21 protein-coding genes and 1 pseudogene are annotated in these 26,788 nt (G+C 65.6%); 12 read left to right on the forward strand and 10 right to left on the reverse strand.

The features are described from left to right. The 3 genes and pseudogenes from CFB82_RS33760 to CFB82_RS33770 form a co-directional block, all read right to left on the reverse strand. A pseudogene (locus tag CFB82_RS33760) lies at nt 1–181 on the reverse strand (IS5/IS1182 family transposase); the annotation flags it as partial. 197 nt (nt 182–378) lie between these two features. Next, nucleotides 379–1,590 carry a c-type cytochrome gene (locus CFB82_RS33765; protein ID WP_256990620.1) on the reverse strand — a complete coding sequence of 404 codons (1,212 nt, stop codon included), beginning with the start codon at nt 1,588–1,590 and terminating at the stop codon, nt 379–381. A 118-nt stretch (nt 1,591–1,708) separates the two neighbouring features. Then, the gene (locus CFB82_RS33770; protein ID WP_089486788.1) at nt 1,709–2,314 is read right to left on the reverse strand and encodes a c-type cytochrome; all 606 of its coding nucleotides are present in this window, start codon (nt 2,312–2,314) and stop codon (nt 1,709–1,711) included. 1,538 nt (nt 2,315–3,852) lie between these two features. Here CFB82_RS33770 and CFB82_RS33780 point away from each other — a divergent pair. After that, nucleotides 3,853–6,126 carry a LamG-like jellyroll fold domain-containing protein gene (locus CFB82_RS33780; protein ID WP_089486789.1) on the forward strand — a complete coding sequence of 758 codons (2,274 nt, stop codon included), beginning with the start codon at nt 3,853–3,855 and terminating at the stop codon, nt 6,124–6,126. Beyond that, nucleotides 6,127–8,520, forward strand: coding sequence for a WD40/YVTN/BNR-like repeat-containing protein (locus CFB82_RS33785; protein WP_256990579.1), 2,394 nt, complete (start codon nt 6,127–6,129; stop codon nt 8,518–8,520). It begins immediately after the preceding gene. Nucleotides 8,521–8,763: 243 nt separating this feature from the next. Here CFB82_RS33785 and CFB82_RS33790 read toward each other — a convergent pair whose 3' ends face one another. Continuing rightward, entirely contained in the window at nt 8,764–9,864 is a 1,101-nt protein-coding gene (locus CFB82_RS33790) for a sigma-54 interaction domain-containing protein (RefSeq protein WP_089486791.1), read from the reverse strand. Next, nucleotides 9,861–11,093, reverse strand: coding sequence for an acyl-CoA dehydrogenase family protein (locus CFB82_RS33795; protein ID WP_373558882.1), 1,233 nt, complete (start codon nt 11,091–11,093; stop codon nt 9,861–9,863). The genes CFB82_RS33790 and CFB82_RS33795 overlap by 4 nt, the downstream gene beginning before the upstream one ends. A gap of 18 nt (nt 11,094–11,111) precedes the next feature. Between CFB82_RS33795 and CFB82_RS42595 the strand changes: the two genes are divergently transcribed. The 6 genes from CFB82_RS42595 to CFB82_RS33815 all read left to right on the forward strand — a co-directional run bounded on the left by CFB82_RS42595 (nt 11,112) and on the right by CFB82_RS33815 (nt 16,286). Then, nucleotides 11,112–11,336 carry a hypothetical protein gene (locus CFB82_RS42595; protein WP_143751001.1) on the forward strand — a complete coding sequence of 75 codons (225 nt, stop codon included), beginning with the start codon at nt 11,112–11,114 and terminating at the stop codon, nt 11,334–11,336. A 51-nt stretch (nt 11,337–11,387) separates the two neighbouring features. Next, nucleotides 11,388–11,663: a hypothetical protein gene (locus CFB82_RS42600; protein ID WP_143751002.1), complete on the forward strand. Its 276-nt coding sequence runs from the start codon at nt 11,388–11,390 to the stop codon at nt 11,661–11,663. A gap of 46 nt (nt 11,664–11,709) precedes the next feature. Beyond that, nucleotides 11,710–12,270 carry an FMN reductase gene (gene msuE / locus CFB82_RS33800; protein WP_089487019.1) on the forward strand — a complete coding sequence of 187 codons (561 nt, stop codon included), beginning with the start codon at nt 11,710–11,712 and terminating at the stop codon, nt 12,268–12,270. A gap of 36 nt (nt 12,271–12,306) precedes the next feature. Beyond that, nucleotides 12,307–13,410 (forward strand): dimethylsulfone monooxygenase SfnG, encoded by a 1,104-nt coding sequence (gene sfnG, locus CFB82_RS33805; protein ID WP_069249897.1) that lies wholly within the window; start codon nt 12,307–12,309, stop codon nt 13,408–13,410. A 174-nt stretch (nt 13,411–13,584) separates the two neighbouring features. Next, a complete protein-coding gene (locus CFB82_RS33810) occupies nt 13,585–14,814 on the forward strand; it encodes an SfnB family sulfur acquisition oxidoreductase (RefSeq protein ID WP_089486792.1) in 1,230 nt (409 codons plus the stop codon). 23 nt (nt 14,815–14,837) lie between these two features. Next, nucleotides 14,838–16,286 (forward strand): APC family permease, encoded by a 1,449-nt coding sequence (locus CFB82_RS33815; RefSeq protein ID WP_089486793.1) that lies wholly within the window; start codon nt 14,838–14,840, stop codon nt 16,284–16,286. A 74-nt stretch (nt 16,287–16,360) separates the two neighbouring features. On the opposite strand, the gene CFB82_RS33820 is transcribed toward CFB82_RS33815, so the two are convergent. Continuing rightward, the gene (locus tag CFB82_RS33820; protein ID WP_256990581.1) at nt 16,361–17,992 is read right to left on the reverse strand and encodes an aminotransferase-like domain-containing protein; all 1,632 of its coding nucleotides are present in this window, start codon (nt 17,990–17,992) and stop codon (nt 16,361–16,363) included. A gap of 1 nt (nt 17,993) precedes the next feature. Here CFB82_RS33820 and CFB82_RS33825 point away from each other — a divergent pair, with 1 nt between their 5' ends. Together CFB82_RS33825 and CFB82_RS33830 are read left to right on the forward strand one after the other, a co-directional pair. Then, the gene (locus tag CFB82_RS33825; RefSeq protein ID WP_256990582.1) at nt 17,994–18,776 is read left to right on the forward strand and encodes a sulfite exporter TauE/SafE family protein; all 783 of its coding nucleotides are present in this window, start codon (nt 17,994–17,996) and stop codon (nt 18,774–18,776) included. 97 nt (nt 18,777–18,873) lie between these two features. After that, nucleotides 18,874–19,200, forward strand: coding sequence for an epoxide hydrolase N-terminal domain-containing protein (locus CFB82_RS33830; protein WP_179255487.1), 327 nt, complete (start codon nt 18,874–18,876; stop codon nt 19,198–19,200). 31 nt (nt 19,201–19,231) lie between these two features. On the opposite strand, the gene CFB82_RS33835 is transcribed toward CFB82_RS33830, so the two are convergent. Then, a complete protein-coding gene (locus tag CFB82_RS33835) occupies nt 19,232–19,879 on the reverse strand; it encodes a LysE family translocator (protein WP_089486796.1) in 648 nt (215 codons plus the stop codon). A 110-nt stretch (nt 19,880–19,989) separates the two neighbouring features. Here CFB82_RS33835 and CFB82_RS33840 point away from each other — a divergent pair, with 110 nt between their 5' ends. Next, nucleotides 19,990–20,841, forward strand: coding sequence for a LysR substrate-binding domain-containing protein (locus tag CFB82_RS33840; RefSeq protein WP_089448985.1), 852 nt, complete (start codon nt 19,990–19,992; stop codon nt 20,839–20,841). A 22-nt stretch (nt 20,842–20,863) separates the two neighbouring features. Here CFB82_RS33840 and CFB82_RS33845 read toward each other — a convergent pair whose 3' ends face one another. Further along, nucleotides 20,864–21,760 (reverse strand): LysR substrate-binding domain-containing protein, encoded by an 897-nt coding sequence (locus tag CFB82_RS33845; protein ID WP_069249893.1) that lies wholly within the window; start codon nt 21,758–21,760, stop codon nt 20,864–20,866. Between the two features lie 152 nt (nt 21,761–21,912). Here CFB82_RS33845 and ydiJ point away from each other — a divergent pair, with 152 nt between their 5' ends. Further along, on the forward strand, nt 21,913–24,966 hold the full coding sequence (gene ydiJ, locus CFB82_RS33850) for a D-2-hydroxyglutarate dehydrogenase YdiJ (RefSeq protein ID WP_089486797.1): 3,054 nt from the start codon (nt 21,913–21,915) through the stop codon (nt 24,964–24,966). Nucleotides 24,967–25,052: 86 nt separating this feature from the next. Here the strand turns inward: ydiJ and CFB82_RS33855 are convergent, their stop codons facing one another. Both CFB82_RS33855 and CFB82_RS33860 read right to left on the reverse strand, forming a co-directional pair. Then, the gene (locus tag CFB82_RS33855; RefSeq protein ID WP_069249891.1) at nt 25,053–25,355 is read right to left on the reverse strand and encodes a DNA-binding protein; all 303 of its coding nucleotides are present in this window, start codon (nt 25,353–25,355) and stop codon (nt 25,053–25,055) included. Between the two features lie 87 nt (nt 25,356–25,442). Then, complete coding sequence (locus CFB82_RS33860; RefSeq protein ID WP_089486798.1) at nt 25,443–26,597, reverse strand: branched-chain amino acid ABC transporter substrate-binding protein; 1,155 nt, start codon at nt 26,595–26,597, stop codon at nt 25,443–25,445. Nucleotides 26,598–26,788 lie beyond the last annotated feature (191 nt).

Below are 26,788 nucleotides of genomic sequence, written 5' to 3' on the forward strand. Positions count from 1 at the left end.
GCGCTGTCGCGCCGAACAGATCGATCACCTGCGCAGCAATGCCTTCACGATTGCGATGCGCGAACAGCGGCGCCATCGTAGCTTCGAGCTGCGCCCACGGCATGCGCGTCGCGAGCACCGCAAGCGGATGGCGCAGGTCGATCATCGAATCAAGGCGGCTTCGGAAGAAATCGTCGGTCATGTCGGCGCGCTCCAGCTCCCAGGTTCTAAATCAGATCGATATTCGTTCTGGGAGTTCGCAGCATATCCGGCTCCCGGCAATCCCTTGCAGGGCTTGGTTCAACTATGTTTTGCATGTCCGACTATCTGGTTGTTTTGGAGCGGGAGTTTCGATCATCGCAATCTCCGTCTAAAACCTGGGGGTTTCAGCGCAGAAGTTCAGAAAAGCGGTGCCGAACGCAGCGCATTCACTTCCTGCACGGAAATTGCCGTGCCGTGATTGCCCCACGCCGTGCGGATATAGGTGACTACGGCCGCCACCTCCTCGTCGGAGAGCGACTGTGCGAACGGCGGCATGCCATACGGCATCGGGTTTCTCTTGGTGCCCGGTGCATAGCCACCGTTGAGCACCATGCGGATGGGGTTTACCGCGGAATTCATCTGTATCGATTGATTGTTTGCAAGTGGCGGGAAGTGCGGTAGCTTTCCCTGGCCTTCGGTCGCATGGCACACTGCACACTGCGCTTCGTAGATCTTCTTACCTAGCGGCGTGAGGCGATGTGCTTCCTCGGTCACGAATTGACTCTTGGGTGACTTGTCGACTTCGTTCGTGTGGCCTGGCAGCGACTTCAGATATACGGCCACGGCGCGTACGTCATCATCGGTAACATACTGGAAACTATCGTAGACGACTTCAGCCATGGGCCCGTAGACGGCGCCGCGCTTCGACACGCCTGCTTGCAGCAGGTCGACGATATCGTCGATGTTCCAGTCACCCAGGCCCGCTTCCTTGTTCGAGGTGAGCGAGGGGGCATACCAGTTCTGCACGGGGATCAGGCCGCCCTGGAACTCCTTCGAGGTCGCATTGCCACCAAGCGCGTTGATCTGCGTGTGGCACATCGTGCAATGACCTAGACTCTGGACTAGATAGGCACCGCGGTTCCATTCCACCGACTGCTTCGGATCGGGTTTGAACTCGCCGGGGCTGAAGAACAGCGCGCGCCAGCCGCGCAGCAGCTGTCGTTGGTTATACGGAAAGCGCAACGTGTGAGCGCGATTGGCCTGATGGACCGCCGGAGTGGAGAGTAGGTACGCGTAGATCGCATCGGAGTCTGCGCGCGTGACCTTCGTGTACGAGGTGAACGGCATTGCCGGATAAAGCAACGTTCCGTCACGGGACTTGCCTTCGTGCAGCATGCGATAGAAATCGTCGGCGCTCCATTTACCAATGCCATACTCCTTATCCGAGGAGATGTTGGGCGTATAGAGCGTGCCGAACGGGGTTTCCATCGGACGACCGCCACCGAACATCGTCTGCGAGGGCACTGTATGGCAGGCGATGCAGTCGCCCACGCGCGCGAGATACTCGCCGCGCATGATCGTGTTGGCGTTGCTTGCGCCAGACCGGGAGGTGGCAGCGAGTGCATCGATCTGCGCGTGAGTCAAAGTGCTAAACGCGCCGAGTGAGCACAACAGCGCGGCGCACAGAGCCAGGGGCCACGCGAGCGTCAGGATGAGCGATCGAAGTTGGTACACGTCGAGGCCTCGTCTATTGGGGGACGCTGCCGCACGCGAGGGGCAAGGGCGAGCGCGGTATCGGTGTCGGATTGGCGGGCGCGGGCTGCGCAGCGAGCCACGTGGCGATAGCGACAATGTCCTGCTCGGACAGCCGTGAGGCCACGTCGTGCATGCAGTCCGGGCTCGTCGCGCGGCGCGTGCCGTAACGAAACGCGCCTAGCTGCGCGCTGATGTACTCGGCCCGCAAGCCTACGAGGCCGGGAATAGCAGGCTCCATGCCGGTTAATGAGGCGCCGTGGCAAGCCACGCACGCGGGCACCTTGCGGCTGGACTGGCCGTTCGTGACCAGCGACTTGCCGAGCGCGAGCATTGTGGCGCTCACTTTGGGCGCTGTCGGCGGCGGATACGGCGGCCTCTCGTGCGCGAAGAACTCGGCGATCTGCTTGAGATAGACGTCGGGTAGATACGCGAGCAGATAGTTCATCGGTGGGTAGCTACGGCCGCCGTCGCGAAATGCGATGAGCTGATTGTAGAGATAGCCGGCGGGCTTGCCGGCCAGGCGTGGGAAGTAGTCATTGTCGGTGCCTTCACCATGCGCGCCGTGACACGCAGCGCACCCCATCACGCGGGCCTGCATCGTATTAGGTGCGCGCTCCGCAGGTGACGCAGCAAAGGGCGTGGCACATGGAAGCGCGAGCGTAAAAGTGCAGAGAACAACGCGGATGATGCTCTTTCTCAATGATTTCCTCGTTGCGGAACATGAAGCCACAATGATGCTGATATTGTCATCACATCCAGTCTTTCGCCATTCTTCGGAAAGCCAAACGGGAAAAATGGAGATGGACTTGTATATTAGGAATCCGGATGAAAAGTGAAATTGTCAGTGAAGAAAATAAACACTACCTCAAAACCAAGCATATCTAGCATCAGAGACAGAGACGCTAGATGCGTTCGGCAACTCGAATTGCGGGTGAAAATGGTGACCTTTAATCACTGTGACTTTTCCATTTTCGAGTTATCCGGATGGACGCAGATGGCAAGCATCGATATAGTTGGAGGGTAAGTGTAGGTCAATTAAAGCGTGCTGCAGGCCCGCGCATCACGAATTGGGCTAGCGCTGAAGGCCGGGACCAGTGCGAACCGGTTGCGCAAATGGGTAAGGTGGCGTAAACGACGGGAGAATGTCGTCGGTGCACAAAGCGCTATCGAGCTGCGGCCTTCGACTTTCATGATAGTCGTCATGATCGACGACGCGCCGGAGCTGAAGCCCACGGAAACAATCCCGCCAGGTCCGTAACAGGCTACTGAGCTCGATGAGCTTTTTCGACAGTTCGGTAGATTGCTGAAAGAAGTTGACACGTTGTGTCATTGTCGCTCCTGCAGGGATGGCGGGTTACATTCACCGTAACCGCGCCGAACACCGTATTGCCCGTACTGCTTGTAAAGAATCTTAACCTTTGAGTTGATTGGCTAGTAGGGTCGGCAAGGTGCGCACTCTGTTGTTGCCCCGACACCAATCCGGCCATCACGTACGCACCGCTGTAGGTTGGGAGATTGATCGCGAGTCAGTCGTTTGCAGGGAGGACTGGCTCGTGTAATGGATCGCGGATATCTGGGACAGGCGTGCGCACCGGCATTCTGACTCGTCGCCGGGCTTCTGCGGCCATGTGGCTCGTCAATGAAGCGACTCCTCGCATGGACATCACGCCCATCGTCTGCGATTCAGGATCACTTTGAGCTGGCTTGGAGTTTGTCTTTACTCACGTGGACCTAGCTCTGCTCAGGCCACCACGGTGCTGGCGCCTCTCGAATCAGGAAGTCGTCCAGATTCTTGTCGGCGAGCCACTTGGGGCGAGAGCCTTTGTTGCCGTCGGAGTCGAGATGGCGTGCTCCGCAGTGAGCGCGCGACGGACAACAGATCATGCCCAAGCTCAACTTTGTTTTGTTCTACGGCGGTGCCCAGCCGCTTCGCGCATTCCTCAATCCCTGCATCACCGATGTGACAAATGCGTGTCATTGGTGAATATGTTTTTTTTCGCTTGATTGAATCCCTATCGAACTGGATAGAATGCTACGCGTTCCTGATGAATACGGAACAGTTCGTACATATTTTGTCGCTTCGACCATAGCTAAAAAACTGGGGATCCAGACATGCGAGACAACGGAGCACCGACGATGCTACCCGAGGAAATCGTCCCACTCGGCGACATCGAAAATATTGCACGACGCCATTTCGTGATGGGGCTCGGTGCAACGCTTCTGGCCGGATGCGGCGGCGACGGAAGCAACGCGGCTACAGGCGGCGAGCGACCATCGGCAAACAGCACCGGCCAGGCGTCCGGCGTTGCTCCAGCTTCGGACGGTATCGACGCAGGGGCGACGTCGGCAGGCATTGCCCGAACCCGCGCGTTCACGCATCCCGGTTTGTTGCATACCGACGCGGATTTCGAACGCATGCGCGCTAAAGTCGGGGCCCACGCTTCCCCGTGGATCGACAGCTGGAACGTGCTCGTCGCCAACGGTCACACGCGCCTGACGAACAAGCCGAACCCGCAGGTCGGCATCTATCGCGGCAATGATCCCACGCATGGTCAGAACTACGGCGCGCTCTACAACGACATCGCCGCCGCCTATGGCGACGCGCTGCGCTGGAAGGTGTCGGACGACACACGCTATGCCGACAAAGCCGTGGAGTATCTGGACCAATGGGCCTCGACGCTGACGACGCTTGGCGGCAGCGACGTGGCGCTCGCTGCCGGCATCTACGGCTACGAGTTCGCCAACGCAGCCGAAATCATGCGCGGCTATAGCGGCTGGAGTCCGGCAGGACTCGCCGCGTTTCAGGCAATGATGCGCAATGTCTTCTACCCCGTCAGTCACGCTTTCCTGACCCGTATCGACACCGCGATGGACACGCACTACTGGGCCAACTGGGGCCTGGCCAACATCGCGTGCGTGCTGGCCATCGGCGTGCTGTGTGACGATGCCGAGCTCGTCAACGAGGCCGTCACCCATTTCAAGACCGGTGGCAGTAACGGCTGTATCCGGCAAGCCGTGTACTACCTGCACCCCGGCAACCTCGGGCAATGGCAGGAAGCCGGCCGGGACCAGGGCCACAGCACGCTCGGCATCGCATTGACGGGCGCCATTTGCGAGATGGCGTGGAATCAGGGCATCGACCTGTACGGCTATGACAACAATCGCTTCCTGGCGGGCGCGGAATACGTGGCCAAGGCCAACCTGAAGCAGGCGGACGGCGCGTTCTACACGGTGCCTTTCGTCACGTACCAGAACAGCGCCGGCGTCACCCAGACGCAGTTCGCCGCCGGCGGGCGAGGCGACGCCCTGGGGCGGCCCTGCTGGGCGCTGGTGGCCAACCATTACATCAACCGCAAAGGTCTGGCGGCGCCTTACACCAAGCGCGCTGCCGAGCTTGTGGCACCGGAAGGCGGCGGCGGCAACTACGGCCCCAACAGTGGCGGCTTCGATCAGCTTGGCTACGGCACGCTCACCTGCACGCTCGACCCCGGCACCCCCGCCGCAACGCCGACCGGCCTGACGGGCTACGCGAGCGCGGGCAAGGTGGTGCTGTCGTGGTGGGGCAGCAGCAACGCCGTCAGCTACAACGTCAAGCGCGCCACCATTGCCGGCGGACCGTACAGCACCATCCAGAGCGGTATCACCGATCTGCTGACCTATACCGATATGCCAGCCGCTGCCGGCACGTATTTTTATGTCGTGACAGCGCAAACGATTGCGGGCGAATCGGCGTTCTCCAACGAAGTGAAAGTGATCACGGCGCAGCAGCTGCTCGCGCACCTCACGTTTGATGAAGGCAGCGGCATCACGGCCGCCGATAGCTCGGGCAACCGGCGCAACGGCACGCTCAACGGCGCAACGTGGGCAGCGGGGCACAGCGGCAACGCGGTCTCGCTCAACGGCTCGGGCGCGTATGTGGCGTTGCCCGACGATCTGCTGGCCGATGTGTCGGACTTCACCATCGCCAGCTGGGTGTTCTGGAACGGCGCGCAAACGTGGGCACGCCTGTTCGACTTCGGCACGGGCTTCCATCGCTACATGATGTTCACGCCGCGCGGGCAGTTGCGCAACGGCTGGGCCGGCATGCGCTTCGCGATGACGGCCAACGGCCCCGGAGACGGCCCTCCGGAACAGATCATCGACGCGCCCACCGAGCTGCCGAGCAAGCGATGGGTGCATGTGGCCGTCACGCTATCGGGTTCGACCGGCACGATCTACGTGGACGGCACGCCCGTCAGTACCAACACGGCGATGTTCCAGGCGCCGTTCCGCCTAGGCAGTACCACGCAGAACTGGCTGGGCAAATCGCAATACAGTGCCGACGCCACGTTCCACGGTCTGATCGACGATTTCCGTATCTATCGCGGCGCGCTCAGCGCTGCGCAGATTGCATCGCTCATGGCGAATTGATTGCGCGGGGCCGATGGCGGGCCCTGCGATGGACCTCTTCCTTCAAGGATTTCTCCGATGACCGTGTTTTCTCAACGATGGATTGCCGCTGCGACGATGGCGTGTGCGTTATGGGGCTGTGGTGACGGATCCGATAGCAAGACAGGCGTGACCAACGCGGGTGCCAATGCAGCCGCCAATCGTAGCCAGATTGGCGGAAATGGCAGCGGCAGCAACCTGCCGGCGGCCAGCTGGACCAGCGTCAAGTGGGGCGGCGGCGGCTATGTCACCGGCCTGATCTACCATCCAGTCAACGCGAGCCTGCTGTACGCACGCACCGACGTTGGCGGCGCGTACCGCTGGAACGCGACCAACTCGACGTGGACGCCTATCACCGACGGCATCGGTTTCGGCGCAGGCGAGGGCGATTTCCACGGCGTCGAAAGCGTCGCGCTCGACCCGAACAACGATCAGCTCGTCTACATGATGACCGGCATTACCGTGACGCAGGGTCACAACGGCCGCATCTACATCTCGACCAACCGCGGCGACACCTGGACGCACTACGACCTGCCGTTCCCGGTGGGCGGCAACGACAACGGCCGCGCCACGGGCGAGCGCCTGCAGGTCGACCCGAACAATCCGTCGACACTGTTCTACGGAACGCGCACGGCCGGCCTGTGGAAGAGTGCCGATTCGGGCCGAACCTGGACGCAGGTCACGGGTCTGTCCTCCACCACGATCAGCGGCGGCGGCTCCCCGATCGGCGTCGAACAGGTGATCTTCGATACGTCGGGCAAGGGGAGTGGCCAGCCGACCTGGATCATGTGGGCCACCGTCGCCCCGGACTACGCCAACGCGGCGGGCCTGACGTCGACCCTGTACAAGTCCACCAACGGCGGCTTCTCGTGGACGCCGGTGCCCGTCCCGCCGACGGTGTCCGGCTACTACATCCCCCACGTCGTGCGCACGTCCGACGGCAACTTCTACGTGGTGTTCAACGCGGGCGTCGGCCAGGGCATCGGCGGACCGAGCTATCTCTACAAGTTCGGCGGCAGCAACAACAGCAACTGGACGCTGCTCAACAGCTCCAACAGCAACGGCTTTGGCGGCCTGTCCGTCTCCGGCCTGGGCGCGTCCGCCCGCATCGCACTGGGCATGACCGGCTGGAGCGACACCAGCAAGACCATCCAGCTGTCCGACGACGGCGGCAGTACGTGGCGCGAGATCGAGGCCGGCATGCCGCATACCGGCACTGCCTCGGGTGGCTGCGCCGGCTGGGTCGAAGGCGTCACCATCGACCCCGCCAATCGCGATCACGTCATGCACGTCCACGGCGGCGGCATCTGCGAAACCATGAACGCCTCGTCGCCCACGCCAACCTGGCGCCCCAAGGTCGACAACCTCGAGGAAACCGTGACGCTGGCGCTCGTCACGGCGCCGCCCGGTGCGTCGTACAAGTTCATCAACAGCGCCGGCGACATCGGCACGTGGGTCAATACGGATCTCATGACGAGGCCGACGAAAGGCCCGTTGAACTCGTGGAGCAGCGGCAATTCGGCCGATATGTCGTGGTCCGATCCGACGTACATCGCCGCCGCGGGCGTCGACAACGCCAACGGCCATGCGACCAAGGGCTTCTGGTCCGGCGACAGCGGCAATAGCTGGTCGACGTTCGCGTCGTTGCCCAACGGCGCAGCGGCAAGCCAGAGCAACGTGGGCAACCTGGTCGTCCCGTCCCGCAACAACGTGACCTGGGCACCGCCGGACTCGGTGCCGTCGTACACGACAAACAATGGCGCCAGCTGGACGACGACCAACCTGCCGGCGTTCAGTGCCACCTGGAACGGCTTCCCGCGTGCCTATCGCCTGGCCGCGGACCGCAAGAATCCGAAGAAGGTCTACGCCTACGACTCCGGCGGCGCACCGTGGAGCTGGCAGCGCGGCAAGATCTACGTCTCGAACGATGGCGGCCGCACGTTCGCGCTGAGCCAGGGCTCGGTGAACGCGAACCTGGCCTGGAATGCGTGGGGGGATACGTCGATCGTGGTCAATCCGAACGCGGAGGGTGATCTCTGGCTGGCCGACGGCACGGCCGTGTACCACTCGGTGGACTCGGGGGCGACCTGGACGAAGCTCGGCGTCTTTGCGTCGACCAACGACACACCGGGCGCCACCGTGATCACGTTGGGCAGGGCGCCGACCGGTTCGCCGTACTCGGCCGCGGTCTATGTGGAAGGCACATTGAACGGTGTCTGGGGCATTTACCATTCCGACGACGGTGGTGCAACGTGGGCGCGCTTCAACGATGACGCGCACCAATTCGGCGGCTCCGGCGTGATGGCCGGCGACTGGAACACGTATGGCAGGATTTACGTCAACGGCGCCGCTCGCGGTCTGATCTATAGCAATTGAGGTTGATCGACCGGAAGGGGGCCATTCTCGACGTCTACGTCACGGCGCGCTGACCAACGAGCATGGGTGTCCACCGATTGGGGAGGTGGGCACCTATGGCCGACAAAGACGCCGAGTTGATCTTTGACCACTACGGCCTGCTCAAACTCTGGTTCGCGCCACGATACATCAGGTTCGGACGTTGATGCGCGGGACGCGGCGCGATTGCGCCGGAGCGAGGCAGCGGCGCGCCCCCATACGCGGCTACTTCACCGCCGCAATTTCCTTCGCGCGAATCAGCCGCGCCCGGAGCACGTTGCGGCTGATGCCGAGCAGCCGTGCGGCCTGGATCTGGTTGCGGTGGCTGAATTCGAACGCGACGCGCATCACGGTGTCCTCGATGCGTTCGAACAGGTTGCCGTGATCCTCGTCGAACAGATCGCGCAGCGCGCGTTCGAGCGCGGCCTGCGCGCCGGCGGCCGGGTCGGGTTCCGGCGCCGACGTACTCAAGGCGGCCGTCGGCACGCCCGGCGGCGCGATATGCAGATCGGCCTCCTGCAGCGAATCGTGTCGGCTCACGAGCAGCGCGTGATGGATCACGTTCTCGAGTTCGCGAATGTTGCCGGGCCAGCCGTGTGCCTCGAGCCGACGCTCGGCGCGCGGGTCGATGCTGCGCGGCCCGTAGCCGAGGCGGCTCCGGTAGTCGTCGAAGAAGTGACGCGCGAGCGGCAGGATGTCGCCCGGACGCTCGCGCAGCGTCGGCACCGCGAGCTGCACGACGTTGAGCCGGTAGAACAGGTCGCCGCGAAACTGTCCGTGCGCGACGGCCTGCTGCAGATCCACGTTGGTCGCGGCAACCACGCGCACGTCGATCGGCACGCCCGTGCGCGAACCGAGCCGCACGACCTCGCGCTCCTGCAGCACGCGCAGCAGCTTGACCTGCATCGACAGCGGCAGGTCGCCGATCTCGTCGAGAAACAGCGTGCCGCCGTTCGCGGCTTCGAACCAGCCGGGCTTCGCGCTGAACGCGCCGGTAAATGCGCCTTTCTCGTGGCCGAACAGTTCGCTCTCGACGAGCGTCTCGGAGAAGGCGCCGCAGTTCACCGCGATGAACGGCCCGTTGCTGCGGCGGCTGAGGCCGTGCACGTGGCGCGCGATCAGTTCCTTGCCGGTGCCGGTCTCGCCGACGATCAGCACGTTCGCGTCGCTCGGCGCGACCAGGCGAATCCGGTCGAGCAGCGCGACCGAGCGCGGATCGACGAACACCTGCGCGCGGGCACGAATGGATGTCGCGAGCGCGGGCCGGTCGGGCAGCGTGAGGACGGGCGCGGCGTCGGGCCACGCATCGGAAGGAGTGTGGTTCACGAGTAGAAGCCCGGCGTCGGATAGGTTCGCTTGAGCGCCCATTCGCCGATCTCGCGAATCTTGTATGCGAGCGGGTCGTGGAGCGTGTGGGTGCGCAGGTTGCGCCAGTGCCGGTCGAGCCGCAGCGCGCCGTGCGTCGCGCGGGCGCCGGCGACGTCGAACATCCGCGTGCAGAGATCGAGCCCGGTGCGCGCGGCCGACACCTTCGCGGCGGCCGTGGCGAGCGCGACCTGGCCGCGCTCCGCATGGGTGAGCGCCGCGTCGCGCGACCATGCGGCGTCGAGCCGGTCCGCCGCGCGGTCGGCGAGCACGCGCGCAGCTTCGAGCCCGACCCAGAATTCGCCGTACTGGCCGAGGATGTACGGATCGTCGCCGGTGCTCGCGACCTGCGCGCCGGGCCACGGCCGTGCCTCGTGCAGCGTGTAGTGCCGCGCGTCGTTGAACGCGGCTTCGGCGATGCCGAGATACACGTTCGTCAGCACCAGCTGCGCGACGAGCGGGCGCAGGCACGCGAACGGCGTCGACAACGGGCCGGGGTCCGTCAGCAGTTCGTGGTCCTCGACGCGCACCTTCTCGAACGTGACCGTGCCGCTGTCGGTCTGGCGCTGGCCGATGTTGTTCCAGTCGTCGGCGATCGAGATGCCGCTGCGCTGCGTCGGCACGGTCGCGATCAGGAACGCGCGAGTCTGCGCATCGTGCGCGGACGCGATCAGCATCTGTGAATCCAGCGCCCCCGAGCAAAAGCTCTTCTGGCCGCTGAATTCATGCCATGCGCCGCGCGAGCGGCTGACCGTGCGCGCGTCGAGCGGATTCAGCGCATTGCCCCAGAACCACTGCTGGCGCGCGGTGCGCTCGAACCACGATTCCCACTGCGCGGGCGCGCCGAACAGCCGCACGGTCGCGAGCATCAGGTGGTGGAAACCGAACACGTGCGCGAGCGAACTGTCGGCGGCCGCGAGCACGCGGACGACGTCGAGCGTCGTGCGCCAGCTCGCGCCGAGGCCGCCATAGGCGGACGGGATGCTCAGCGCGAGCAGGCCGCTGTCGCGCAGCTGGTCGCGCTCGGCCTTCGGCGTGCCGCCCTGCTGGTCGCGTTCGGCCGCGGTGCGTGCAAAACCGGCCGCCAGGCGCTCGGCGGTTTGCACGGCGTCAGCGGGCGCCGGTTCGTCGCGGGACGGTGCGACGACGCGCAGGCCTTCCGCGCGGGGCGATACGGAAATGGGTGTCATGGCGATGAATGCGTCGGGTTGCTGCACGAAAACGGTCAGGCCGCGGCGGGCGTTGCTGGCCGGGTGCTGCGTGATCAGCAGAGTGTTCAACGTTTTGCGCAACGCGGGAAACATCGATTTCTGATAACCAATGCGGGATTGCTGCGCTGGACGCAGTCGCGCACGGCAAGGTCGCACGGCGCGGCGATCGGCGGCACGCAAGGCGACGATGCAGCAGCCATGCCGGCGCTACTGCAAGGGTGAGACGCGTCGCGGCGGCGCGTGAACGGGAAAAGCGGGCGCCGATGCCTGCCGATGGACGCCGTGCGCCTGCCGGAATCCGTGTCGAAGCGGAAAAACACGCCTGCCGCACACCGCGCTGCTGATTACGCAGCAGCGCATCAGCAGCGTTGTTTCCCCGAGTTCATCGCACTGGGGAATATGGTTGTGATGCGATGGCTGGCACGCTTATCGACGTGCGGCGAACAACGGGGATGCCGTGACGGGCCGTCGATCGCTATGAATTTCGTCATGCAGACGATCGTTTTCCGTCTCGATCATCGAAATGGCACGCTCCTTGCTGATCCATGACGTGACGGGTGCGTCGGCACCCGACTCGACAATGGGAATGCAACCGATGAGCAATGCAATCAACGTGGTCGCGATATCGGGCGGCCTGCAGCGGCCGTCGCGCACGCTGGCGCTGACCGACGCGATCGTCGCGGCACTCGGCGCCGCGCTGCCGATCGAAACACGGCTGATCGAACTCGGCGAGATCGGCGGCCGGCTGGCCGGCGCGCTGACGCGCGCGCAGGTACCGGCCGATCTCGATGCGCAGATCCGCGCGATCGAGACGGCCGATGCGCTCGTCGTCGCGAGCCCCGTGTATCGCGCGTCGTACACGGGCCTCTTCAAGCACCTGTTCGACCTCGTGCATCACGAAGCGCTGATCGACGTGCCCGTGCTGCTCGCGGCCACCGGCGGCAGCGAGCGTCACGCGCTCGTGATCGACCATCAGCTCCGTCCGCTGTTCAGCTTCTTCCAGGCCCGCACGCTGCCGATCGGCGTGTATGCGTCCGAGAGCGATTTCGACCAGTACCAGATTACGAACCCGGCGCTGCGCGCGCGTATCGCGCTCGCCGCCGATCGCGCGGTGCCGCAACTGCGCCCGCATGCGCTTTCCGTCGCGGCCGCGTAGGCCGCCTGCGTTTTCTCTCCCGACCAGGACACACTCATGAGCCATCCCGACCCTTCCGCCGACGGCGTCAAATTCGCCTACTGGGTGCCGAACGTCAGCGGCGGCCTCGTCGTCAGCACGATCGAGCAGCGCACCGACTGGAGCCTCGAATACAACCAGCAGCTCGCGCGCACGGCCGAGGCGGCCGGCTTCGACTACGCGCTGAGCCAGATCCGCTTCACGGCCGGCTACGGCGCCGAATACCAGCACGAGTCGGTGTCGTTCAGCCAGGCGCTGCTGCATGCGACGACGAAGCTCAAGGTGCTCGCCGCGATCCTGCCGGGGCCGTGGCATCCGGCCGTGGTCGCGAAGCAGCTCGCGACGATCGACCACATCTCGAACGGGCGCATCGCGATCAACGTCGTGAGCGGCTGGTTCAAGGGCGAATTCACCGCGATCGGCGAGCCGTGGCTCGAGCACGACGAACGCTATCGGCGCTCGAAGGAATTCATCCAGGCGCTGAAGGGCATCTGGACGCAGGACAACTTCACGTTCAAGGGCGATTTCTACCGCTTCAACGACTACACGCTGAGCCCGAAGCCGGTGCAGAAGCCGCATCCGGAGATCTTCCAGGGCGGCAGCTCGCGGGCGGCGCGCGACAACGCGGCGAGCGTGTCGGACTGGTACTTCACGAACGGCAATACGCCGGAGAACCTGAAGGCGCAGATCGACGACATCCGCGCGAAGGCGGCGGCGAACAATCATCGCGTGCGCATCGGCGTCAACGCGTTCGTGATCGCGCGCGATACCGAGGAAGAGGCGAAGGCCGTGCTCGACGACATCATCCGGCACGCGCACGTCGAGGCCGTGCATGCGTTCGGCGATGCGGTGAAGCAGGCCGGCAAGGCCTCGCCTGAAGGCGAGGGCAACTGGGCGAAGTCGACGTTCGAGGATCTCGTGCAGTACAACGACGGCTTTCGCACGAACCTGATCGGCACGCCGCGGCAGATCGCCGAACGCATCGTCGCGCTGAAGGCGATCGGCGTCGATCTCGTGCTCGCGGGGTTCCTGCATTTCATCGAGGAAGTCGAGTACTTCGGCCAGCGCGTGCTGCCGCTCGTGCGCGAACTCGAGGCGCGGCAGCAGGCGGTTGCCGCGTGATGCGGAGGCCGGTGCGCGGCGGGCAATCACGCATGCCGCACGCGGGCCGACCGAACGGGTGAAATCGACCGCTCTTGCGGGTCATCCAGGTTCGACGTTTCGGATATCGAAACAGGAGGCCGGCGGAGGCTTCGCGGCACCGCCGGCCGGTTCATGAGTTTTGCCGGAAATCACATGTCCACGGAAATCATCGAAGAAAACGTACAACCGCACGCGGGCGCCACACCCGTTCCCGTCATCGGCTCGGATGCCGAGGCACTCGACGTCGCGCACCAGGTCGCGGCACGACTGGCCGAGCAGGCCGCGTTGCGCGACCGCGAGCGGAAGCTGCCGTACGACGAGATCGAGCTGTTCTCGTCGAGCGGCCTGTGGGGCATCACCGTGCCGCGCGAATACGGCGGCGCGGAAGTATCGAACGTGACGCTCGCGGAAGTGATCGCGATCGTTTCGCAGGCGGACCCGTCGCTCGGCCAGATCCCGCAGAACCATTACTGCCTGGTCGAGGACATCCGCCTCGAAGGCAGCGATGCGCAGAAGCGCTTCTTCTTCGATCTCGTGCTGAAGGGCACGCGCTATGGGAACGCGTTCTCCGAAGCGGGCGGCAAGAACGTGCTCGACATCCAGACGCGCGTGCATCGCGACGGCGACGCGTTCGTGCTGAACGGCCGCAAGTTCTATTCGACCGGCACGCTGTTCGCGCACTGGATTCCGGTGCTCGCACTCGACGAGTCGGACCAGGCCGTGCTCGCGTTCGTGCGGCAGGGCGCGCCGGGGCTGACCGTCGTGGACGACTGGAGCGGCTTCGGGCAACGCACGACCGCGAGCGGCACGGTGATCGTCGAGAACGTGCGCGTGAGCCCGTTCGAAATCTTCCACACGCAGCGCTCGTACGACCGCCCGACCTTCGCGGGCCCGTTCGCGCAGATCACGACCGCCGCGATCGACCTCGGCATTGCGCGCGCCGCGCTGCAGGACACGATCGCGTTCGTGCAGCAGCATGCGCGCCCGTGGATCGACAGCGGCGTCGAACGCGCGAGCGAGGATCCGTTGACGGTCGCGCAGATCGGCGACATCGCGTACCGCGTGCACGCGGCCGAAGCGCTGCTCGCGCGCTCGGGGCGCTTCGTCGACGCGGCGAAGCGCGCGCCGAGCGAGGAAACGGTCGCGCAGGCCGCGATCGCGGTCGGCGAGGCGAAGATCGCGACGACCGAGGTGTCGCTGCTCGCGGCGAGCAAGCTGTTCGAGCTCGGCGGCAGCAAGTCGACGCTCGCGAAATACAACTTCGACCGCCACTGGCGCAACGCGCGCGTGCATACGCTGCACGACCCGGTGCGCTGGAAGTATCACGCGATCGGCAACTACTACCTCAACGGCGTGAAGCCCGCGCGCCATTCCTGGAATTGACCGGCTCCTGACGAGACAAATCGATGAATCATCCAGCCAGCACCGCGCAGGTATTGCCTGCGCAACATGCCGTGCCGCAGGCAGGCGGCCTGCGGCGCAACTATCTGAGCCTGCCCGAGCTGATCGCGCAGTCGATCGGCCTCGTCGGCGTGTCGGGCGGGATCGGCGTACTGATCCCCGCCGTCTTCGCGACGGCCGGCAACGGCACCTGGCTTGCCTACCTGTTCGCGATCGTCGCGCTGCTGTTCGCGTCGTGGAGCATCTCGGTGTTCGCGCGCGACTCGGCGTCGCCGGGCGCGCTGTATGCGTACGTGTCGGCCGGCATCGGGCCGGTCTGGGGCGCGATCTGCGGCTGGTCGCTGCTGATCGCCTATGCGGTGGCCGCCGCGGGCATCCTGCAGGGGACGATCAACACGTTTCTGGTGCTGGGCCGCGAGACCGGGCTGCTCGGCAGCGCGACGCCGCTCGGCGCAGTGCTCGGGCTGACGGTCGTCACCGCGTTCGCCGCGTGGTACATCGCGTTTCGCGACATCCGGCTGTCCACGCGCTTCACGCTGTTCGTCGAACTCGCGACGCTGCTGCTGATCGCCGTCGTCGTGATCGGGACGATCGCGTTCGGCGGGCATCCGGTCGATCGCGCACAGCTGACGCTGGAAGGCGTGAAACCGACGCAGCTGCAGCTCGGGATGGTGCTCGCGTTCTTCAGCTTCACGGGGTTCGAGAGTGCGACCGTGCTCGGCGCGGAAGCGCGTGACCCGTTCCGCGCGATTCCGCGCGCGGTGCTGATCAGCGTCGTCGGGCCGGCGATCCTGTTCGTTATCGGCGCGTACGGGATGGTGAGCGCGTTCCACGGGCAGACGCCGCCGCTCGATCAGGTCGACGGCCCGCTCGCGGTGCTCGCGCATCGGCTCGGGGCCGGCTGGGTCGGCGTGCTGATCGACGCGGGCGTGGCGCTGAGTTTCTTCGCGGCGTTCTTCTCGTCGATCAATGCGGCGGCGCGGATCGTCTATACGTTCGGGCGGCAGGGCGTCCTGCATGCGTCGACCGGCCACGCGCACGAGCGGAATGCGACGCCGCACGTCGCGGTGGCGCTGATCACGGTGCTGGCGCTGGCCGCTGCACTGGTGTTCACCGCGCGCGGCACCGCGCTGCTGGATTCGTATGGCTATCTCAGCTCGATCGCGACGTACGGCTGGCTGCTTGCGTACGTGCTGGTGGCGATCGGCGCGCCGCTTTACCTGCGCCGGCAGCGCCGGCTGCGTGCGCGGCATGTGGTGATCAGCATCGTGACAGTCGTGCTGCTCGCGATTCCGCTGGCCGGCAGCGTGTATCCGGTGCCGGCGGGCGTCTATGCGTGGCTGCCTTATGTGTTCGTCGCGCTGCTGGCGATCGGGCTCGGGTGGTTCCTGGTGCTGCGCGTCCGGTTTCCGGAACGGTTGCGCGACCTGGAGGCCGAGCTGCTGACGAAGTGACGGCGGTGACGGCTTGATATTGATCCGGATACCGAATCAGGCAGGCGATGCTCGCCGACGCATCCGCGCGCCGCTCACTCGGTCGCGTCGAAATCGTCCTCCCGGCCGTTCAGCATCGCGGTCAGCGTGCGCAGGCCGGCATCGAGCTGATCCATGCTCGGCGCGGCCAGTGCGAGCCGGACCGCGTTCGGCGCATGGCCGGACGACACGGCGAAGGTGGTCGACGGCGTCAGCCCGATGTCGCGCCGGGCCGCGGCTGCGACGAGGGCCTGCGAACGCCAGTGCGCCGGCAACGTCAGCCACAGGTGATAGCACTTGCCATTGGTCCGGACATCGAAACCCGCCAGACGCTCGATCGCCAGCGCCTGACGCGCACATGCGTCGATGCGTTTCAATCTCGCGAGTTCGGCCACGGTGCCGTCACGCATCAAGCGCTGAGCGGCTGCAAACGCGAACCCGGAAGCGGTCCATCCCCCCGAGCGTACCGACGCCATCACGCTTTCGCGCAGCCGCGGCGGCGGCACGATGAAGCCGAGGGTCAGGCCTGGCGTGACCCGCTTGGACAGGCTGTCGATCACGATGCAGGCGTCCGGGGCGAGTGCGGCCAGCGGCGGCTCGTCGCCGAGAAAGCCGTACACGTTGTCTTCGATGACCGGTATGTCGAGCTTGTCGACGACACGCAGCAGGTCGGCGCGGCGAGCGGCGCTCATCGTCGTGCCCAGCGGATTCTGGATGGCTGGCTGAACGTAGATCGCCGACAGCCTGGCCTCGCGGTGGGCCTTTTGCACGGCGTCGGGCCGAACGCCGTTTTCGTCCATCGCCAGCGGCACCAGCGAGATCCCCAGCTTGGCCGCGATGCCCTTGATGAACGGGTAGGTCAGTGCCTCCACGCCACAGCGCCCGCCGGTCGGCACCACCGCGGCAACGGCCGCGGCGATGCTTTGCCGCCCGTTGCCGGTAAACACCAGTTGGTCGGGCGACGGGGCCCATTCATGCTGCGCCAGATACGCGGCGGCAACGCTTCGGATGGCCGGGGTTCCGGTACTCGTCGCTTCGCGTAACGCGGTGTCGAGCTCCGCAGGTCGGTGCAATTCGCGCAGGCTTCTGGCGATCAACGCGGTCTGGGCCGGGACGGTCGGGTAGTTGAACTCGAGATCGATTCGAACGCCGCGCGGCTCGCCCGGCGCAGCGGCCCCGCGTCGCGTCTCACCCGACACGAAAGTGCCTCGGCCGACTTCGCCGACCACCAGGCCGCGCCGTAACAGTTCCGCGTAAACCCGTCCCGCCGTCGATGCGGCGATCGCATGCTGGTCGGCGAAATGACGCTGCGGAGGCAGGCGGTCGCCCGGCCTGAGCGTGCCGTCGGCAATTTGGGCGGCGATCGCGTCGGCCAACTGCAGATATTCGGAATTCGACATGGATTGCACCGATAACAATGAATATTGCACCGAGGTCAATGTTTTAATTGCACTGAGATAGGCGGCGGTGCATTCTGCTTTCATCAAGTCGATTGTACCGGGGCTGAAATGCTTGTGCTGCCCATGCGGCCGGCGGTGCGTTGGTGTACCGCATCGCCCCGGCACCTCATTGGAGAAACAGCATGCGCGCAACGCGTTCAACCCGGATCCACCGTGCGGCGATGCCGCCCGTGCGACCTGCTCCGTGGCTGTCCGCCATGCCGCGATTCGAACCGGTACGGAGGTCATGATGGCGACCCCTGCTGCGATGGGCGTGCACTTGACGCTGGCCACGATCCTGATCGCGTTTGCCGGCGTGTTCGTGATCGCGTTCATGCGCGGCGCGTTCGGTGGCGGATTCGCGATCATCGGCATTCCGCTGCTGTCACTCGTGATGGACCCGGTGACGGCCGGCGGCTTGCTCGCCCCGTTGTTCATCGCGATGGACCTGTTCGCGCTGCGGTACTGGAAGCCGTCGACATGGTCGAAGCCCGACCTCGTGCTGCTCCTGCCGGGGCTGGTGATCGGTATCGGGTTCGGCTACCTGGCTTTCCGCTTCCTCGACCATCGCGCCATCGAGCTTTTGATGGCGGTGGTCACGCTGGTCTTCGTCGGGCTATGGGTGCGGGGCGGCGCGCAGCCGACGGTTCGTCCGCGTTCGTCGCCGAAGGCCGTCTCGGCCGGTCTAGCGTCGGGCGTCACGACGATGGTCGCGCACTCGGGCGGGCCGCCGCTCGCGATGTATCTGCTGCCGCTCGGCCTCAGCAAGGAGATGTACGCGGGAACGACGAGCCTGTTCTTCACCGTGGGCAATGCGATCAAGGCGGTGCCGTGGCTGCTGATCGTGCAGCCGACCGCGAACGTCTGGGCGTTGATGGCGGTGTGCGTGCTTGCCATTCCGGCCGGCGTGGTGTTCGGCTGGCGGCTTCACGGCAGGCTGGACCAGCGCCTGATCTACCGGAGTTGCTACGGATTGCTGGCGGTGACCGCATTGAAACTGCTCTGGGACGGCGTTTCCGGCTATCTCGCGTAAAACCGGTGCGCGGCTGGCCTGGTTCCGGTTCCCGGTTCTCATGGGTGGCCACAAATCAGTAGTGCTGAGATGAAAACCCTCGAAAACGTGAGCATATATGCCAATCGATATCCTTCCGCCGGCACCGTCGCGGCGTCGATTCATGGGTGCCGCAGCGGCCGCCATGGCGGGTTCGCTGAGTCGCCTTGCTTGTGCAGAAGCGGAAACGGCGCAGCCTGTCGCGGGCATTGCCCGATCGGCCGGTGGCGCCGGGGCCGCCGTGCGTCCGCTGCGGGTGCATGCGACGGACGCGCAGCTCGCCGATTTGCGGCGACGGATCGGCGCGACGCGCTGGCCCGAACGGGAAATGGTCGCAGATGCATCGCAGGGCGTGCCGCTGGCGCTTTCGGAAGCGCTGCGCGCGAGTTTCCGCGCGCTGCGTTGAACGGCATCCGCGCGATGGCGTGATTGGCGCACTATGCCATGCCCGCCATCTTCGACGCATCGACCACCATCTGCACGCCGAGCCCGCCGAGAATGAGCCCCATCGCCCAGCGCTGTGCCAGCAGCAGCGTCGGGCGCCCGTGCAGGAACGTCGCGATGCTGCTCGAACAGATCGCCACCAGCCCGTTCGCGGACACGAACGCAACGATCAGCAGCGAACCGAGAAACAGCGATTGCCCGAGCACGCTGCCGTTCCGGTAGTCGATGAACTGCGGCAGCAACGAAATGAACAGCATCGCGAGCTTCGGGTTCAGCACGCTGGTCGTCGCGCCCATCGCGAGCAGCCGAAGCGGGCGCTCGCTCGGCAATGCCCGCACCTCGAACGGCGAGCGGCCGCCGGGCCTGACGGCCTGCCACGCCAGATACAACAGATACGCCGCACCGACCACGGCCAGCCCGCTGCCTGCATAGGGCACGCTCATGAACAGCGTCGTGATCCCGAACGCCGCACCGAACATGTAGAACAGGTAGCCGATCATCACGCCGCCGAGCGAGATGAGCCCCGCGGTGCGTCCCTGCGCGATCGAGCGCGACATCACGTAGACCATGTTCGGCCCGGGCGTGATCGCGAGCATGCCGCCGATGACGAGAAATCCGTAGAGCGATCCGGACGTATGCATGTCTGATGATTCCTGCAACGAGTAAGGGCTGACGGGATTCATTGTCCGACCGTGGAGGAGAACAGTAAAACGGGATAAACTGAATCGATTAATCAGTTTTTCTGAATTCTATGAAAAAGCTCGACCTCGATGTGCTCGCGATGGTGGTGGCCGTGGCGGAATCCGGATCGTTCGCGCAGGGCGCGCAGGCCGTGCACCGGTCGCCGTCGGCGGTGAGCATGCAGATCAAGGCGCTGGAAGACGCGCTCGGCAAGCCGCTGTTCATCCGCGACACGCGCAACGTGACGCCGACCGACGAAGGCATGATGCTTGCCGAGTACGGCCGCCGGATGCTGGCGATGCGCGACGAGGCCTGGGCGTCGGTCGTGCGCCCGGAGATCCGCGGCCGCGTGACGATCGGCGTGCCCGACGATTACATTTCGTCGCTGCTGCCGCAGGTGCTCGGCAAGTTCGCCGCGATGCATCCGCGCGTGGAAGTGCGGGTGATCGGCCAGCCGAGCAGCGCGCTCGTGCCGATGTTGAAGGACAACACGGTCGACCTCGCATGCCTCACGCGGATCAAGGGGGTGACCGGCGAGCTGATCCGGCTCGAACCGCTCGTCTGGGTCGGGTCGCCGAAGCGCAATGTGTGGGAAGAGCGGCCGCTGCCGGTGGCCTTTTTCACGCACGGCGGCAGCATGGCGCGCGATCACGCGGTCAAGGCGCTGAACCGGCGGAAGATCCCGTACCGGATGTCGTATGAGAGCCCGAGCCACCTCGGCCTGCTCAGCATGGTGGAGGCCGGGCTTGCGGTCGCGCCGCTGGCGCGCTGCTGCATTCCCGATCATCTCGTGCAGCTGTCGGAAAGCCACGGGCTGCCGCCGCTCGGCGAAATGGAGGTCGTGCTCGCGCGCAGCGCGCAGTCCGCGCGCCCGCCGTGCGACTATCTGGCCGAGCAGATTCTCGGCGAATGGCGCACCTGAGCGGCCCGCCGGCGGCCGCGTTTCAGCAGGATTTCAGCAGCCATTCGCGGAACGCGACGAGCGACGGCAGCGTCTCGTTCCCCGGCGGATAGACGAGGTAGTAGCTGCGCTGGCTGGTGATCGCGTCGCCGATCGACACGAGCTCATGCCGGCTCAGCTCGTCTTCCACCAGCACCTTCGGCACCAGCCCGATCCCCATCCCCGCCCGCACCGCCTGGATCAGGTGCGACGTGAGCTCGAAACTCGGGCCGATGCGCATCTGCCGATGGTCGAGCCGATAGTGCGAAAACCATTCCGCCCACGCCTGCTGGTTGCTCGTCACGCCGAGCAGCGTCTGCTTCGCGGCCCACGCCGGCGTGCGTGCGTCGGCCTTGCGGCGGCTTCCGCTGCCTGTGTCCGGCGGCGCGATCGCGATCAGGAACTCGTTGTACAGCCGGTGCGCGTGCAGGCCCGGCCAGTCGCCCGCGCCGACGGTAATGGCCGCGTCGAGGTCGTCGTTGAGGAAATCGATGGCGCCGATCCGCGAGTGAAGGTGCACCGTCACGCCCGGATGCGCGGCGTAGAAATCGTGCAGGTGCGGCAGCAGCCATTTCGAGCCGAACGTGGGCAGTGTCGCGAGCCGCAGCGTGCCGGCGCCCGCCTGGTGGGACATCGCCTGCAGCGTCGCGCCGCGGATACGCCCCAGTGCGCCGCTCAGCTCGGTGAAGTAGCGGCGCCCGACCTCGGTCAGCTTGACCGAGCGGCCCTCGCGCCGGAACAGCGGCACGCCGAGCTGATCCTCCAGCGTCTGCACCTGCCGGCTGATCGCGCTCTGGCTCAGCGACAGCTCCTCGGCCGCGCGCGTGTAGCTTTCATGCCGTGCGGCGGCCTCGAACACCAGCAGCAGCGACATCGACGGGGTGAGGCGACGGTAATTCATGAGTTTTATGCAATATTCGCCGGAGCAGAATTCGTTTGTTTCTCGCGAAGTATCGAAAGATACTGGAATTCCCGGTCGCGTGGAAACTTGCTAAAAAATCATGTTTTGGCCATGCGAGCCGGCCGGTTCCACCCACACTGCCGCTTTTACCCATGTCGATCGCCTCGTTGCCCCGTCCCGCCAGCCCGCCCGCGCATGCGTACCGTGACTTTCTCGCCGCGCTGCAGGCCGCCGGATTCGCCGGGGAAATCCGCGCGGACCATGCGAACCGGACGGTGCAGGCCACCGACAACTCGATCTACCAGCGTCTGCCGCAAGCGGTGATCTGCCCCGCGCATGCGGACGACGTCCGGTTGCTGGCACGGCTGCTCGCCGAGCCCGCGCATCGCGACGTCGCGGTGGCCGCGCGCGGCGGCGGCACGGGCACCAACGGGCAGTCGCTGACCGACGGCGTGGTGGTCGACCTGTCGCGCAACATGAACCGGATCCTTGAAATCGACGTCGAGCAGCGCTGGGTGCGCGTGCAGGCGGGCGTCGTCAAGGATCAGCTCAATGCGGCGCTGAAGCCGCACGGGCTGTTTTTCGCGCCGGAACTGTCGACGTCGAACCGTGCGACCGTCGGCGGGATGATCAATACCGACGCGAGCGGGCAGGGCAGCTGCACGTACGGCAAGACGCGTGACCACGTGCTCGAGCTCGACTTCGTGCTGATGGGCGGCGAGCACCTGCACAGCGAAGCGCTCGCGGACGACGAACTCGAGCGCCGCTGCGCGCGCGAGGACCGCATCGGCAAGGTCTACCGCACCGCGCGGCGCATCAGCGACGACAAGGCGGCGCTGATCGAAGCGAAGTTTCCGAAGCTCAATCGCTGCCTGACCGGCTACGACCTCGCGCACCTGCGCGAACCGGACGGCCGCTTCAACCTGAACAGCGTGCTGTGCGGCGCGGAAGGCTCGCTCGGCTTCGTCGTCGAGGCGAAGCTCAACGTGCTGCCGATCCCGAAGTATTCGGTGCTGGTCAACGTGCGCTACGCGGGCTTCATGGACGCGCTGCGCGACGCGCGAGCGTTGCTCGCGCACCAGCCGCTGTCGATCGAGACGGTCGACTCGAAGGTGCTGATGCTGGCGATGAAGGACTTCGTGTGGAGCAGCGTGGCCAAGTATTTCCCGCAGGACGACGCGCGGCCGACGCTCGGCATCAACCTGATCGAATTCAGCGGCGACGATGCGGAGGGCGTCGACGCACGCGTGCACGCGTTCGTCGATCATCTGCGTACCGATAAGAGCGTGGAACGCCTGGGCCACACGCTCGCGGCCGGCGACGACGCGGTGAAGGGCGTGTATGCGATGCGCAAGCGCGCGGTCGGCCTGCTCGGCAACGTGCAGGGCGAGGCGCGCCCGCAGCCGTTCGTCGAGGACACGGCGGTGCCGCCCGAGAACCTTCCCGCGTACATCGCCGAGTTCCGCGCGCTGCTCGACGGTCATGGGCTGCAATACGGGATGTTCGGCCACGTCGACGCGGGCGTGCTGCACGTGCGGCCGGCGCTCGACATGAAGGACCCGAAGCAGGCCGCGCTGGTGCGGCCCGTGTCGGATGCGGTGGCCGAGCTCACGCAGCGCCACGGCGGCCTGTTGTGGGGAGAGCACGGCAAGGGCGTGCGCTCCGAATATGCGCCGGCGTTCTTCGGCGAGCTGTATCCGTCGCTGCAGCAACTGAAGGCCGCGTTCGATCCGCACAACCAGTTCAACCCGGGCAAGATCGCGACGCCGCCGGACCACACGATGCGGCTGCTGAAGATCGACGAAGTGCCGACGCGCGGCGACCACGACCGGCAGATCGACGAGCGCGTGTGGCAGAGCTACGGCACCGCGATGCACTGCAACGGCAACGGCGCGTGCTACAACTTCGATCCGGACGATGCGATGTGCCCGTCGTGGAAGGCGACGCGCGAACGCGTGCAATCGCCGAAGGGGCGCGCGTCGCTGATGCGCGAATGGTTGCGCCTGCAAGGGCAGGCCGGCGTCGACGTCGTCGCGGCGGCGCGTGCGCGGCAGCCGTTCCTGAGCGGCCTTGCCACGCGCTGGCGCAACAGCCGCGCGGCGCGCAACGGCGAAGCCGACTTCTCGCACGAGGTGTACGACGCGATGGCCGGATGCCTCGCGTGCAAGTCGTGCGCGGGGCAGTGCCCGGTGAAGGTGAACGTGCCGGAGTTTCGGTCGCGTTTTCTCGAGCTGTATCACCAGCGTTACCTGCGGCCGCTGCGCGACTACCTGATCGGCTCGCTCGAATTCACGATGCCGTGGATGGCGCGGGTGCCCGCGCTGTACAACGGGCTGATGCGGGCGGGATGGGTGCGCACGGTGCTGGAGCGGCACGTCGGCATGGTCGACAGCCCGCTGCTGAGCCGCTTCGATCTCGCGGCCGTGATCCGTCAATGGCGCGTGAAGCCGGCCGACCCGCAGGCGCTCGCCGCGCTGAGCGACGCGCAGCGCGCACGCAGCGTCGTCATCGTGCAGGACACCTTCACGCGCTATTTCGATACGGAGCAACTGGCGACGCTGATCGAACTGGCGGCGCGCATGGGCTTTCAGGTGTGGCTCGCGCCGCTCGCGCCGAACGGCAAGGCGCTGCACGTGCAGGGCTTTCTTCACGCATTCGAAAAGGCCGCGATTCGCAACGCGACGCAGCTGGCCGCGCTGGCGCGCTCGGGTGTCGCGCTGGTCGGCCTCGATCCGGCGATGACGCTCACGTATCGGCAGGAGTACCTGAAGGTGACGGGGCTCTCCGATGTGCCGAAGGTCGCGCTGCCGCAGGAGTGGCTGCTGCAGGCGCTGCCGGAAGCCGCGACCGGTGTCGGCGGCGTGCCCGCGTCGTACCGGTTGCTGCCGCACTGCACCGAGAAGACCAATGCGCCCGACAGCGGCAAGCAGTGGGCCCAGGTGTTCGCGCGGCGCGGGCTGCGCTTGAAGGTCCAGGCGACCGGGTGCTGCGGGATGTCGGGTACCTACGGGCACGAGGCGCGCAATCTCGCGACGTCGAAGACGATCTACGCGCAGTCGTGGGCGGCACACGTGGACGGGCTGGAGGACGAAGGCGAGGCGCTGGCGACCGGCTATTCGTGCCGCAGCCAGGTGAAGCGGATGTCGTCGAAGCAGGTGCGGCATCCGTTGCAGGCGCTGCTCGATCACGTGCGGGCAGTGGGGTGATGGTCGGGCGTCGCATTGCCCGTGAGATGACATTCGATTCAGCGTCGAGCGGCAAGCCTCGTGCCGTTATCGACGCATGCCTGGGCTCAGGCGTCGGCTTTCGCCGCTTTTCTGGAACGCGGTTTTTCCACCGCAGGAAACGCACCGCCGCCGCGCGGCCGTTTCGGTTCGATCCGCATCTGCCGGATCACGCGCCGGAAATCGATCTCGTGCGCCGCCATCGTGCCGATCAGTTTCGCGATGACCGCGAGGTGGGACGGGACCGTGCCCTTGCTCGAATAGTTCGTGATCGAGCTTTCGTTCATCCGGATCAGGCGGGCGAACTCGCGCGCCGTCAGCTGTGCCTTCTTCAACTCCTGTTGAAATTCCGCATACGCCATTGCACACATGATGCTTCGTCTCCGTGAATCAGAAATCGGCCCGCGCGGCACCGGCGCCGACGGGTGGCGCTCCCGTCGCACCGGCGCCGCGGCGGGTTACATCTTCACCTGGTCGAGGAAGGTCTTCTTGCCGCTCTTGTAGCCGTAGATCGAGATGATCCCGTGCGTCAGGTCGCCCTTCGAATCGAACGTCGTCGTGCCGATCACGCCTTCGTACTTCGTCGCCGGCATCGCCGCGAGGATCTTCGCCGGATCGGTCGAGTTCGCGCGCTTCATCGCGTCGACCGCGATGTAGACCGCGTCATACGCGAACGGCGCATCGAACTTGATGCCCTGGTTGAAGCGCTTCTGGTACTTCGCGAGGAAGTCCGTGCCGCCCGGCATCTTCTCGAGCGCCGCGCCGGCCTGCGAGCACAGCACGTTGTCGGCCGCCGGGCCTGCCAGTTGGGCCAACGAGTCGGTGCACACGCCGTCGCCGGACAGGATCTTCGCGCGCAGGCCGAGCTGCTTCGCCTGCTTCGCGAGCGGGCCGCCGGTGGCGTCCATGCCGCCGTACATGATCGCGTCTGGGTTCTCGCCCTTGACCTTCGTCAGGATCGCGCGGAAGTCGACCGCCTTGTCGTTGGTCGCGTCGTGCGACAGCACCTTCAGGCCGAGCGCCTTCGCCTTCTTCTCGAACTCGTTCGCGAGGCCCTGGCCGTACGCGGTCGAATCGTCGATCACCGCGACGCTCTTCACACCCTTCGCCTGCGCGTAGCTCGCGAGCGCCGGGCCTTGCTGCGCGTCGGTCGCGACGACGCGGTAGGTCGTCTTGAAGCCTTGCTGCGTGTAGGTCGGGTTCGTGGCCGACGGCGAGATCTGCACGATGCCCGCGTCGCTGTAGATCTTCGACGCCGGGATCGACGTGCCCGAGTTCAGGTGGCCGATGACGGCGACGACCTTGTCGTCGACGAGCTTCTGCGCGACCTGGGTAGCCTGGCGCGGGTCGGCCGCGTCATCCTGTGCATCGAGTTGCAGCGTGATCTTCTTGCCGCCGATCGTGAGGCCCTTCGCATTGATTTCCTCGACCGCGAGGCGCGCACCGTTCTCGTTGTCCTTGCCGAGGTGCGAGATGCCGCCCGTCGTCGGTTCGACGCTGCCGATCTTGACGACCTGGTCGGCCATCGCGGTCGACGCGGCCGCGAACGCGGCGGCAGCCAGTGCGACGGTGATCAGGGGTTTGCAGCGCATGCCGACAATGCTTCGTTCCATCTGCCATCTCCGATTTGAATGTCTTTCTATTGACGTCTCGACCGGCCGACGGCGAGGTCGGGGCGATCGGACGAGTCTCCATACCCATCATGGGCTTCACTGCATCGCATCCAGCCGCTCGACGGGCCGCCCGGGTGAGCGGGCGAATCGGGGCCTGAAACGGTGCAATTCGTATGAATATATATGAAGCC

Origin of the sequence: Burkholderia sp. HI2714, assembly GCF_002223085.1 — a bacterium.
GTDB lineage: Bacteria > Pseudomonadota > Gammaproteobacteria > Burkholderiales > Burkholderiaceae > Burkholderia > Burkholderia lata_D.

What these genes read in the sequence shown, in the direction of transcription:
- CFB82_RS33845 (WP_069249893.1), bottom strand. Translation starts at nt 21,760, where the DNA reads ATGAATTACCGTCGCCTCACCCCGTCGATGTCGCTGCTGCTGGTGTTC.
- CFB82_RS33835 (WP_089486796.1), bottom strand. Translation starts at nt 19,879, where the DNA reads ATGCATACGTCCGGATCGCTCTACGGATTTCTCGTCATCGGCGGCATG.
- CFB82_RS33840 (WP_089448985.1), top strand. Translation starts at nt 19,990, where the DNA reads ATGAAAAAGCTCGACCTCGATGTGCTCGCGATGGTGGTGGCCGTGGCG.
- CFB82_RS33825 (WP_256990582.1), top strand. Translation starts at nt 17,994, where the DNA reads ATGGCGACCCCTGCTGCGATGGGCGTGCACTTGACGCTGGCCACGATC.
- CFB82_RS33795 (WP_373558882.1), bottom strand. Translation starts at nt 11,093, where the DNA reads ATGACACCCATTTCCGTATCGCCCCGCGCGGAAGGCCTGCGCGTCGTC.
- CFB82_RS33780 (WP_089486789.1), top strand. Translation starts at nt 3,853, where the DNA reads ATGCTACCCGAGGAAATCGTCCCACTCGGCGACATCGAAAATATTGCA.
- msuE (WP_089487019.1), top strand. Translation starts at nt 11,710, where the DNA reads ATGAGCAATGCAATCAACGTGGTCGCGATATCGGGCGGCCTGCAGCGG.
- CFB82_RS33810 (WP_089486792.1), top strand. Translation starts at nt 13,585, where the DNA reads ATGTCCACGGAAATCATCGAAGAAAACGTACAACCGCACGCGGGCGCC.
- CFB82_RS33855 (WP_069249891.1), bottom strand. Translation starts at nt 25,355, where the DNA reads ATGTGTGCAATGGCGTATGCGGAATTTCAACAGGAGTTGAAGAAGGCA.
- CFB82_RS33770 (WP_089486788.1), bottom strand. Translation starts at nt 2,314, where the DNA reads ATGCAGGCCCGCGTGATGGGGTGCGCTGCGTGTCACGGCGCGCATGGT.
- CFB82_RS33815 (WP_089486793.1), top strand. Translation starts at nt 14,838, where the DNA reads ATGAATCATCCAGCCAGCACCGCGCAGGTATTGCCTGCGCAACATGCC.
- CFB82_RS42600 (WP_143751002.1), top strand. Translation starts at nt 11,388, where the DNA reads ATGGACGCCGTGCGCCTGCCGGAATCCGTGTCGAAGCGGAAAAACACG.
- CFB82_RS33820 (WP_256990581.1), bottom strand. Translation starts at nt 17,992, where the DNA reads ATGACCTCCGTACCGGTTCGAATCGCGGCATGGCGGACAGCCACGGAG.
- CFB82_RS33860 (WP_089486798.1), bottom strand. Translation starts at nt 26,597, where the DNA reads ATGGAACGAAGCATTGTCGGCATGCGCTGCAAACCCCTGATCACCGTC.
- ydiJ (WP_089486797.1), top strand. Translation starts at nt 21,913, where the DNA reads ATGTCGATCGCCTCGTTGCCCCGTCCCGCCAGCCCGCCCGCGCATGCG.
- CFB82_RS33830 (WP_179255487.1), top strand. Translation starts at nt 18,874, where the DNA reads ATGCCAATCGATATCCTTCCGCCGGCACCGTCGCGGCGTCGATTCATG.
- sfnG (WP_069249897.1), top strand. Translation starts at nt 12,307, where the DNA reads ATGAGCCATCCCGACCCTTCCGCCGACGGCGTCAAATTCGCCTACTGG.